Below are 11,028 nucleotides of genomic sequence, written 5' to 3'. Positions count from 1 at the left end.
CCTTGAAGACCCTGATCGCTAATCTGTAAACCATGTCCCGGAACGGGTGTAAACCGTCTCTCCGGTCTATACACTTTGGCGGGGCATCAATCGCGTTCTCGTGACATCTGACGACCTAACTACCCGGCAGAATGAGCACGGAGCGATGAGCGCTTAGACATATCGGTTCAGTTCGTCCTGTCTCTCCTTGGGTTCCTCCAGGAAACCTGGTCTCCTAAATTCTCGGTCCGCGACCAGCGCCCGGATTTGATCCAGCTCCACAACCTAAAGAAACTGTCCCGACGCCCCTGCCTGTCGGGCGGGCCCCGGACTAGGTGGATGCCTCGGCCTCGCGGGACATGTCCTCCAGGGTGCGCCCTTTCGTCTCCACCACGAAGAGCCGCACGAACACGAAGGCCACAACCCCAAAGGCCGCGTAGATGCCGTACGAAAAGCCCAGTCCGATCGAACTCAGGAGAACAGGGAAGCTCCAAGTGACGATGAAGTTCGAGACCCACTGCACGAGCCCACAGATTGAGAGGGCGGCCCCCCGAAACTTGTTCGGAAACATCTCACCGAGCATGACCCACATGATCGGCCCCCACGAGAAGGCGAAGAACGCAATGTAGCCGTTCGCGGCCAGCAGGGCAATCAATCCCTGATTGCCCTGCATTTCGAGACTTCCGGCGTCGCCGCTCGCCGCTCCAGCGAAGGTGACGGCCATGGCGCCGAGCATGAGGGCTTGCCCCAATGCCCCCACCAGGAGAAGTGGCTTTCGACCAACCCGGTCTACGAGGGCGATGGCGACAAACGTGAAGAGCACGTTGACGGAGCCGTTCACCACATTGGTGAGCAGCGCGCTAGCCTCCGTGAAGCCGGCGGCCTGCCAGAGCGTTCCCCCGTAATAGAACACCACGTTGATGCCGGTAAACTGCTGGAGGGAGGCAAGCCCGATTCCGACCCAGACAAGCGGATGGATCTTTCCCGTGTGCTCTTGAATGACGTCGGTGAGGCGGGGCTGTCGCTCCTCCTCCAGGGTCGAGCGAATGTCTGCGATCTTAGCGTCTACGTCGGCGGCGGTCCCCAGGCGATCGAGCACCGATCGGGCCTCCGCCTCTTGGCCCGCCGCTACCAAGTAGCGGGGCGACTCCGGAACGAGAAGCAGCGAGAGTAGGAAGATGGAGGCTGGAATCAGTTCCATCCAGTACATCCACTGCCAGGCTCCGTACCCGAACCAGAACGACTCGGAGGCGCTCCCCGCGGCCTGCGCGATGACGTAGTTGTTCACGAACGCCATGAACAACCCGATGACGATCATCAGCTGTTGCAGGGTCGAGAGGCTGCCCCGAATCTCCGCCGGTGCGATTTCGCTGATGTAGGCCGGAGCCAGAATGCTGGCCGCCCCCACGGCCAGCCCCCCCGTCAGCCGGGCTAGAATGAACGGAAGCGACGATCCTGCCGCCCCGGAGCCCCACGCACTGACCATGAAAGCGATGGCTGTAAGGATCATCGTCCGCCGCCGCCCGATTTTGTCGGCCAGGTTTCCGGCGAAGAAGGCGCCCACAGCACTGCCCAGCAGCATCGACGCCACGTTGAACCCGGTAACCGCATCGCTCGCCCCGAAGGCAGCCTGGATGGCCTCGACAGTGCCATTGATCACGCCACTGTCGAACCCGAACAGAAATCCCCCGAGTGCTGCCGTGAGGGAGACAAAGACAATCCTCAGGAGGTTGAACTGCGATTGCTGATCAGCGTGTGCCGACTTGTCGACGTCATCCATCGGATGGGAGAGTCCTTGGGGAGGATCCAGAAGGCGTGGGCGCCCCTAGTACGCTAGGTGAGGACATCCATGCGTGTCCATCGAACACAACGAGATCCGGTTCGGGGAGCATAGGAGGAAGGAGCGGAGAAATGCAAACCGCGATGGCCTCAGGGGAAGCCCCTGACGGGCGGGCGGGGGAACACCGGAGAGACCACGGCGCGGGGCTTGCCGACCCCCAGAAATCAGAGCCGTACCGAATCGTCTCAAGGGTCGCCCTTGAGCTTGGCTTGCCGTTGCCGGTGATGGGTCCTATCTTCTCTCCTCCGATTAGTCTCCAAAGACGCGAATACTCGCCATGTCCGACCAACCACTGTCTCCGGGTCAGGCACTCGGTCGGTGGCTACTGCAAACCATCATCTTCGTCGCGGCCGGGGGTGTGGCGGCCGGTCTCTCCGCGGTGGCCTATGAGGCAGTCGCACAAGCCCAGAATCCCGTAGGGATCTACGGAGTCGTGTTCGCCGGAGGGGGGTTCATTGCATACCAGCTCACGAAGCGGGTCCTTGATGCGCCTGAGGAATGAGAGCTGTGTCGGCTCAATCTCACATCACTCGAGCGCGACGCGCGAGGGAGTCGGGTGGGCTGGCACTGAGAGGCGCACGAATCGCTAGGGGCAAGCTCTCCACGTCGCTGGACGCACGGAACGGACGTGACCGCAGTAGTACGGCGATGCAGCGCCGTGAACGCAGTAGGGGAAGAGCTTCCCGGGACGCGTGTGGAGGCGCCATCAGGCGCTTACGCTGCGTCTTCCTCCTCCTGCTTCGCCTGAGCATACACCTTGGTCACGAGAGACGCGAGTAGCTCCGGGCGCTCTTCAGAGAGCTCCTGCACGAGCGGCACGAAGTCCTGAACGTCCTGCTCGATGCCGTCGGGGGAGCGCTGGATCTCGTCGTGACGCTCTTCCAGCAGCTCCGTGGCCGTCTGGTGCGGATCCTCCGGCAGTTCGGCTCGCTCAAGGTCGATGTCGTACGTGTTGGCCATCCGCTTGAGCTCGAACTCGTCCTCGTGGGTGGAGAGGACGATCGTCGTGCCCTCCTCCCCGGCCCGGGCCGTGCGGCCGGAGCGGTGAATGATGTACTCATGGTCCTGCGGCACGTCGTAGATGAAGACGTGGCTCAGGTCGGACACGTCGATGCCCCGAGCCGCCACGTCTGTTGCCACCAGCAGGCGGAGGTCGCCCTCCCGCAGCCGATCGAGCGCCTCCTCCCGATCGCGCTGAGAAAGGTCGCCGGACATCTCGTCCACGTCGTACCCTTTGTTGGAGAGGAATTTGCTGAGGTAGCTCACCTCCCGCTTCGTGTTGGCAAAGATGAGGGCCGACTCCGGCTCCTCGAGCTCCATGAGCCGCGCCAACACCCGGTCCTTTTCCATCGGGTTGACCAGATAGTACCGGTACTCGTTCTCCTCGACGCTCACCTTGTCGCTACTGAGCGAAAGAAAGCCAGGGTCGTCAAGGAACTCGCGCGCCACCGTCCGTACCTTAGGCGGCATTGTGGCACTGTACATGTACGAGACACGGTCCTCCGGCAGGAAGTCGACAATGTCCTTCATGTCCGGGTAGAAGCCCATCGAGAGCATCTCGTCGGCTTCGTCCAGCACAAGCATCTGGACGGTGTCGGCAATAAAGTTGCGGCTCTCTAAATGGTCGAGGGTGCGTCCAGGCGTCCCTACGACCACCTGCGCTCCACTCTCTAGCGCGTCGATCTGGGATCCATAGCCCACTCCCCCGTAGACGAGCGCTGCCTCCATCCGGTTCGTTCGGGGCGTGGCAATTTTCATCCGCTCAAACTCCTCGTGGATCTGACGGGCAAGCTCCCGAGTTGGCGTGAGGATAAGGACCTGTTGCTCCTTCTTCTCCGGATTGATGAGGTCGAAGAGAGGGAGCAGGAACGCCCCGGTCTTGCCCGACCCGGTTTGGGACTGGACGATTAAGTCGCGTCCCTCAAGCACGTACGGGATGGCCTTCCGCTGCACGTCCATCAGGTCGGTCCACCCGGCAGCGTGCACCGCTTGCTCAATCTGCCCGGAGAGGTCGTCGGTGGTGACCTCTTCGAGCGGAGGATCAGGCTCGCGGAGTTCGCCGACTTCGTCACGCCGACGTTCCTTCTGGGCGTCGGAGGTCAGGTCGATCTGTTCTACGTAAGCGCTCTGCGGAATATCGGGAGCCATGCGGCAAGCAGTTCGGTTCCAGGTACGGTACAGGTCAGGGAGGTGCGCGACGAACGTCCAGCCCGGCGCTAAGAGGAGAAACAGGGGAGCGGTGAAGACCCCACTGAAGCATTTGTGAGTACAACGCGAATGCCCCCTGGTCGATCCCCTCCGTCCTTGACTAGAGAGCAAAAAAGTGCGGGCTCCGTCGGGAGAGTTTTTCAGGCGAAACGTCCTCGCATCGCCGACGAGTTGGGTTGGAGGGCCGAATGCAGCGCCCCCGCACACCGAGGTTGTGGGTTGCACCGGAGAGGCCGTCCGGCACTCCCGAGTCCGAACTGGTCGACAGTATGCTCACATGGCAAGCCCCCCGTTCACGTGCAGGACGTGTCCTGTCACGTATGTTGCCGCCGGAGAGGCTAGAAAGAGTACGGCGTTGGCAACCTCGTCGGGCTCTGCGAGCCGGTCCAGCGGGATCGTGTCGAGAAGGGACTCGCGAGTCTCTTCGTCCAGCTCCTCGGTCATGTCGGTCTGCACGTAGCCTGGGGCCACCACGTTTACCGTGACGTTGCGACTGCCCAGCTCCTTGGCGAGGCTCTTCGAGAAGCCGATGATGCCGGCCTTGGAGGCAGCGTAGTTGGTCTGGCCGGCGTTTCCGGTGGTGCCGACGACGGAGGAAATGTTGATGATCGAGCCCTGTTGCTGGCGCATCATGGTGGGATACGCCGCCTTGCAGAAGTTGAACGTTCCTTTCAGATTCGTGTCCAGGACCGCGTCCCAGTCCGCTTCCTTCATCCGGAGCATGAGGCCATCTCGGGTGATGCCTGCGTTGTTTACGAGCACATCGAGCGTGTCCCATCGCTCCAGGGTGGCGTCGACGTGGGCCTGCGCCGCCTCCAGATCGGCCACGTCGCCCTGCAGTGCGAGGGCCTCGGTGCCCTGTTCTTCGAAAGCCTCCACGAGGGCAGAGGCCGTGTCGGTGGAGGAGCGGTAGGTGAAGGCCACATTGGCCCCTGCCTCGGCGAACGCCTCGGCGATGGCACGTCCAATTCCCCGGGTTCCTCCCGTGATGAGAGCAGTGGAGCCCCGAAAGTCGGCCTGCATGGTGAGGTTCAAAGTTCCTGTGTGCGAGTGCGGCGCTGTGACCCTCCCCGCCCGGTGTGCCTCAGAAGATTGAGAATCCTGGCCGGAAAGACAAGGGGCCCGGCAGCGCCGGTCGTAACTGTTACGTTCCAGCGTCCGCGGGGAACGGCCGTATTCCAGATTGAGAGCCTGGCCGAGCAGGGGGGAGACGACATCACCGGCGAGTCAGGGGAGACGCAGTCGTTGCCCGCGGTCCATCCTCCTTATGCACGGCCGTGTTTTCCTCGTTCCAGCGCCACACGAATTTTCTGGTCGATCCGCTCCCGGTTCGACTCACTTCGAGACGTATTTTCGATGCTCCCTCTAAGATGTCCGTGCCGTCCAGAGTCCGAGGAAAGTAAAGCATGTTGCGGCGGTACAGCGCGGTGGTTCCACCACTCAGAAAGGCTTCCCGAAGCGGGCCGTGGTCCGACCGCACCGGGCGATACGTGGTATCCCGAACGTGCAGCGTGGTCCGGGCTCCAGGACCCGCGACAATTCCGTCGCCTCCGCGTCTCACAAACCAAAAGACGTCAATCTGTATCGTGTCGAAGTACTCCTCGCGCCGCCTCTCAAGGAGCTTCCTCGCCCGCTTCTTCCGAAGCGTGAGAATCCCCGTTTCTGGTTGGAGAGAGGCGAGGGAGAGCTCGAGGCTCCAGAGGGTGGCGTAGGTGGGGCTGGACACAGACGGGCCAGTGCCTAGGTTCAGGAAGCTGCAGGACCATTTCTGGAATAGGGATTCGTAGTCCCGGCTCAGCTCGTACTGGATCTTTTCGTCCCCCTCTGTAATCTCGAGGGCCTGGAGGGAATCCGGATGGTGGCTCACGGTCCGCTCGGCGGGGAGGAACCGCTCAGCAATTTGACCCTGATCGACCGAGTAGGTGTCCCCCCCACCACACCCAGCGACAAGGAGCGGGAGCAGAAGGATTCCGGTGAGTCGGCAAAACAGTTTGGGGGAGGAGATGAACGGCAGGAACATGGCGACCGGCGGAAGTGTCGGGGAGAGGGCGGGTTTGGTGTCCGCACGTGTATGGATGGGACTCATCCACCCAGGATGCGTTTCCCCTTGTTTTTGCAGCTCCCTTCCGGAGGCCTACGCCTCGACTAAGGCCTACGCCTCAACCAGGCGTTCGATCTCCGCGGGCGTTCCCGCACCCAAAGTTTCGGCGTTCTTCCCCAGGGTACGACGCACTAGGCCCTGCAGGACCTGCCCGGGCCCTACCTCTACGTAGCGCGTAGCCCCGTTTTCCTGCATGTGACGAAGCGTGGGCGCCCAGCGCACCGGCGAAAGCAACTGCTCCATGAGACAGCGCCGGATCTCGTCGGGATCGGTCGTGGGCTCGGCAGTCACGTTCGGATACACGGGACAATGGGACGGCCGAATGGTGACTGCCTCAAGCACTTCGGCGAGGCCCTCACGGGCGTACTCCATCAGCGGCGAGTGGAACGCACCACTCACGGACAGTGGCACGGCCCGCCCTTCGATGGCCCCGGTGGCGCGCTCCACCGCTTCCACGTCGCCGGAAATGACGATCTGGTCCGGGGCGTTGTAGTTCGCGGGTTGGACGACTCCCTCTTCTTCCGCGGACACTTCTTCGCATACCGATTCGACCCCGTTGATGTCGGCCCCGAGCACAGCCGCCATCGCTCCAGGACGACGCTCTCCAGCCTCCGCCATCAGCTCGCCGCGACGGCGCACCACGCGCAGCCCCTCCTCGAACGAGAGAGCCCCCGCAGCGGCAAGGGCACTGTACTCGCCCAGACTGTGCCCCGCGGCCATGTCTGGCCGAACCCCTTCGTCGTCAAGCACCGCCATGGCCGCCAGACTGTGTGCGTAAAGCGCGGGTTGGGTAATTTCCGTCTGCTTCAGCCGCTCCTCCGGATCGCTGAGCGTCGACTCTAGCCCGAACATCAGGGCAATCAGGTCGACATCGAGCACGCTGTTGACGGTTTCGAACCGGGACCGCGCTTCCTCGTGCTGTTCGTACAGCTGATACCCCATTCCTAACGACTGTGAACCCTGCCCCGGGAAGAGAAACGCTGTCGCCATTACGGTGCGAGGACGGGTGTGAAAGATCGAAGCGGACGTTGTGAACGAGTCTAGGCGCCATTCTCCGCGCCGTCGTACGCCCAGGTAAGGTGGCCGGCCCCCCAGGTAAAGCCGCCGCCGAAAGCTGTGAGAATGAGTTCGTCGCCCCGTTCCAGATCCTCTTCCCAGTCGAAGAGACAGAGAGGAATCGTGGCGGCCGTTGTGTTGCCGTAGCGGTCGATATTGAGCATCACCTGGTCGGAGGAGAGCCCCATACGCTTGGCCGTGGCGTCGATGATGCGCTGGTTGGCCTGGTGCGGCACGAGATAGTCCACGTCCTCCGCGTCGAGGCCATTGCGGTTCATGACTTCCTCGCACACGTCTGCCATGCGCGTGACCGCAAATTTGAAGACTTGGCGTCCCTCCTGATGGAGGTAGTGCATGTGGGCATCCACCGTCTCGTGCGTCGGCGGGTTGAGGCTCCCGCCCCCCCGCATGCACAGCAGATCGTCGTGTTCGCCGTCAACGTGGTGGATGGAATCATGAAGACCAGCTTCCTCATCGGCTTCCAGCACGACAGCCCCTGCGGCATCCCCGAAGAGAATGCAGGTGGTGCGGTCCGTATAGTCTGTGATCGAACTCATCTTGTCGGCTCCGACGACGAGGACAGTGTCTGCCTGGCCGGTCTCGATGAACTGAGCCCCTGTGGTAAGGGCATAGATGAAGCCGCTACAGGCTGCCGATAGGTCAAACCCCCACGCATTGGAAGCGCCGAGGTTGTCCTGAACCAAACACGCCGTCGCTGGGAATAGCATGTCGGGGGTGACTGTGGCGACGACGATGAGGTCCACGTCGTCCGGCCCAATGCCGCGCTTGTCAAGGGCCTCCTGTGCGGCCTCGGTAGCCATGAAGGCGGTCGCTTTCCCATCATCGCCCAGAATGCAGCGCTCGCGGATGCCGGTCCGCGTCCGAATCCACTCGTCACTGGTCTCGACCATCTCTTCCAGGTCGCTGTTCGTGAGCCGCCTCTCGGGGAGATAGTGGCCCACGGCAGTGATGGCGGCCTGGCAGGAGGGGGAAGAAGACATGGGCAGACAAAGCGGTGTAGAGACAGAAGGACCTTCGAACGCCTACGCGAGACTGGGATTGAAGGCTGCCTTGAGGGCGTGAGCGATGTCTTCGGACGCAAGCGTAGAGGCCGAATGAATCAGCTGCGCGATGACGTCGGGCGTGGAGTGGCCGTGTCCGACGAGCACGTTTCCATTCACGCCCAAAAGCGGGGCGCCGCCCTGCGATTCAGGATCAAACCCCTTGCGCACCTCGTCGAGCACGCCCGATACGAGCCGTTTCTCCTTTGGTGTAAGCCCCTGGCGCTCCATCTCTTGCTGGGTCATCTCCGAGAGCACGGTCGTCATGCTCTCTCCAAACTTCAGGAGGGCGTTGCCGACGAAGCCATCACAGATGATGATGTCGGCAGCGTAAAAGAGAAGGTCGCCCCCCTCCACGTTGCCGGCAAAGTTTACGTCCTCGGCGTCCTGCAACAACCCGTGGGTTTCCTTGGTCAGTTCGTCGCCCTTCCCAGGCTCCTCCCCGATGTTGAGCAGGCCGACCGACGGGTTTTCGTTTTTGAGAATCTGGCGCGCGTACACCGTTCCCATCTGAGCAAATTGGAGGAGATGGGCAGGCTTGCAGTCTACGTTGCTGCCAATGTCAAGGACGACAGAATACCCTTCTAGGGTTGGAAAAAACCCGGCAATCGAAGGTCGTTCCACCCCCGGAATCCGCTGGAGGATAAACATGGACGCGGCCATGATGGCCCCTGTGTTGCCGGCGCTCACGAACGCGTCGGCCTCACCGTCATGGTGGGCTGCCAGTCCACGGTGGATTGAGGAGCTCGTTTTCTGCTTGACGGCGATCGACGGGGTTTCCCCCATTCCAATCACTTCGGGGGCATCGAGAACGTGGAGGGCCTCCGTTGGGGCGTCTGGGTGCGCGTGAATCACCTCGTGGATCTGTTCTTCGGGGCCCACAAGCAGAATGGCCATCTCGTCCTCGGCGTGGTGGAGCGCCTGGAGGGCCCCCTTCACAACTGCCTCAGGGGCCTCGTCGCCTCCCATTGCGTCCACTGCGATGCGTGACGTTGCCATACGAACCGACGGTATGTCTGCCGAAACGTGCGTGCCGGAAAAGAGCCTGAGATCCTGCCCAGTCCCTCGGAAGGGCGCCCTCCGAGAGGGTGGAGTAGAGCAATGAAAACATAGGCGTACGCAGTTACAATCACCGAGTACGCTCCGGCCTGCGGTGCGAAGACCCGACAAATAAAGACACGCCCCGAGGCCAGATCCGAAACGCATCGGATCGTGGAGGGGCGTGAGCAAGAACCGCGGGGATCCCGCGGGGACAGTTCGCAAACGGAGCCGATCGTCACACAATCAGCTCGTCCGAAGGCTCAATTACCTGTCGGCCACGGTAGTAGCCACAATGCTTACAGGCTCGGTGCATGACCTTTGGGTTGCCGCAGTTGTTGCACTCCATGAGCTGGGGGGGCTCCAGCTCGTTGTAGTACGTGGAGCGGCGCTTCCGGGTGCGGGACTTCGAGTGTCGTCGTTTCGGTACGGCCATGTCTCAATTTCCGGAGCAGTGAAAACAGAACGCGATGCAGCTTGTGTGGAAGTTTCGCAACGACTCCAACGATAGATAAGAGGTCGGCGCAAGAACGGATGCCTTAAGATGGAAGAACCCGCCCGGTGTTCAGGCGTCTTCTTTCATTTCGCTCAGAATTTACAGCTCAGAACGCCCCGCGGTCTGGAGTTCTCACTCTTCGTCTTTCAGTTTTTTCAACTCGCTCCAGCGCGGGTCCACTTCGGACTCGTCGGTGTCATCATCCGCTGGCTCCCCGAACGCCTGCGTGATGGATTCGTCCTCGGCCCCTGGTGCAACCTGACGCTGCGGGATTGCGAGGAGGAGTGTGTCCCGGACGATTTCCGTAAGGTCAATTTCCCGATCTGTGGAATCAAGAGGGCGGACCTCGTCGAATTCCTCCCCCTCCCTTCCCACCATCGAGGGAGGACCGAAGAGTACGTTGTAGTTCCCATCAACGGCTTGCTCGTACGGACGGAGGGTACGGTCGCACGTCAGCTCCGCCGTGGCCTCTGCTTGCAGCTTCACGAGGATGCGGTCGCGATGATGCTGCAAGACAGCGTCGACCTGAATGTCGCGGAAGGTGGACGGGTCAAGGTTCACCTCGCCGGCCGAGGGAGACAGCTCAAGGTGATGAATTCCCTCCGGAAGGGACGTAATGTCGAGGGTCAGCATGACGCCGAACCGTTTTGAACAGTTCTACTGCCTGCGAAAAACAGGGATGCATTGCTATAGGATCGGGTCGAGGGGGTTCCTGATTCCTCGCGGAACGAGCGTCTCGCTGCCCTCTTTCGGACCTGAGTTTTCTCCGTCAACGACCCCGAGCGCCTGCGCATTTTTGTTCTTGATGTTGGAGAGGGCGATGATTAACGTGCGTACTCCCGCAATCGCTCGACGGTCGGAGGCGCGATCGCTGCGGCAGTGTTGAACCGATCTGCGGAAGCTATTTTCCCCCAGAACACCCGTCGCTTCCAGGTCCGTGCATGGTTGAAGGATTTATATCTGGCGCGGGTGCCAGTTGGTGCTGACGCTCCATGAGTCTTTTGTCTCTAGTGCTGTCCCCGTGCTGTCTCCTGTGACGCCGTCCCGCGCGGCTGATGAAACGCGCGGCTGACGCAAGAGGGGTATGGCACTGATGCAGCCGATTGGGCTCCGACGTGGGTTCCCAGATCCATTTTTGGAGAAAGCTTTTAGAGAAAGAACGACGGAAAGAAGACGGTACGTCCGTTCCCCCAAGTACCAGTGATCTTGCCCCACGCCAACACCGGATGTTCGCTTCTCCATTGGCAGT

10 protein-coding genes are annotated in these 11,028 nt (G+C 61.6%); 1 reads left to right on the top strand and 9 read right to left on the bottom strand.

Annotated features, from left to right (window positions below):
• Positions 1–310: 310 nt before the first annotated feature.
• Complete coding sequence (locus ABEL04_RS06505) at positions 311–1,759, bottom strand: sugar porter family MFS transporter (RefSeq protein ID WP_375801574.1); 1,449 nt, start codon at positions 1,757–1,759, stop codon at positions 311–313.
• Positions 1,760–2,096: 337 nt separating this feature from the next.
• Between ABEL04_RS06505 and ABEL04_RS06500 the strand changes: the two genes are divergently transcribed.
• Positions 2,097–2,321 carry a hypothetical protein gene (locus tag ABEL04_RS06500; RefSeq protein WP_375801573.1) on the top strand — a complete coding sequence of 75 codons (225 nt, stop codon included), beginning with the start codon at positions 2,097–2,099 and terminating at the stop codon, positions 2,319–2,321.
• Between the two features lie 212 nt (positions 2,322–2,533).
• Here ABEL04_RS06500 and ABEL04_RS06495 read toward each other — a convergent pair whose 3' ends face one another.
• The 8 genes from ABEL04_RS06495 to ABEL04_RS06460 all read right to left on the bottom strand — a co-directional run bounded on the left by ABEL04_RS06495 (position 2,534) and on the right by ABEL04_RS06460 (position 10,412).
• Positions 2,534–3,967 carry a DEAD/DEAH box helicase gene (locus ABEL04_RS06495; RefSeq protein ID WP_375801572.1) on the bottom strand — a complete coding sequence of 478 codons (1,434 nt, stop codon included), beginning with the start codon at positions 3,965–3,967 and terminating at the stop codon, positions 2,534–2,536.
• A gap of 333 nt (positions 3,968–4,300) precedes the next feature.
• The gene (gene fabG / locus ABEL04_RS06490; RefSeq protein ID WP_375801571.1) at positions 4,301–5,050 is read right to left on the bottom strand and encodes a 3-oxoacyl-[acyl-carrier-protein] reductase; all 750 of its coding nucleotides are present in this window, start codon (positions 5,048–5,050) and stop codon (positions 4,301–4,303) included.
• A 193-nt stretch (positions 5,051–5,243) separates the two neighbouring features.
• Entirely contained in the window at positions 5,244–6,047 is an 804-nt protein-coding gene (locus tag ABEL04_RS06485; RefSeq protein WP_375801570.1) for a hypothetical protein, read from the bottom strand.
• Between the two features lie 132 nt (positions 6,048–6,179).
• Positions 6,180–7,118, bottom strand: coding sequence for an ACP S-malonyltransferase (gene fabD, locus ABEL04_RS06480; RefSeq protein ID WP_375801569.1), 939 nt, complete (start codon positions 7,116–7,118; stop codon positions 6,180–6,182).
• Between the two features lie 50 nt (positions 7,119–7,168).
• A complete protein-coding gene (locus ABEL04_RS06475) occupies positions 7,169–8,185 on the bottom strand; it encodes a beta-ketoacyl-ACP synthase III (protein ID WP_375801568.1) in 1,017 nt (338 codons plus the stop codon).
• A gap of 42 nt (positions 8,186–8,227) precedes the next feature.
• Positions 8,228–9,244, bottom strand: a complete 1,017-nt coding sequence (gene plsX / locus ABEL04_RS06470) for a phosphate acyltransferase PlsX (protein WP_375801567.1) — start codon at positions 9,242–9,244, stop codon at positions 8,228–8,230.
• Between the two features lie 277 nt (positions 9,245–9,521).
• A complete protein-coding gene (rpmF, locus tag ABEL04_RS06465; protein ID WP_375801566.1) occupies positions 9,522–9,719 on the bottom strand; it encodes a 50S ribosomal protein L32 in 198 nt (65 codons plus the stop codon).
• 192 nt (positions 9,720–9,911) lie between these two features.
• Entirely contained in the window at positions 9,912–10,412 is a 501-nt protein-coding gene (locus ABEL04_RS06460; protein ID WP_375801565.1) for a DUF177 domain-containing protein, read from the bottom strand.
• Positions 10,413–11,028 lie beyond the last annotated feature (616 nt).

The sequence above is a fragment of the Salinibacter sp. genome, assembly GCF_042218895.1.
Classification (GTDB): domain Bacteria; phylum Bacteroidota; class Rhodothermia; order Rhodothermales; family Salinibacteraceae; genus Salinibacter.
This window is presented reverse-complemented; position numbering and strand designations above follow the sequence as displayed.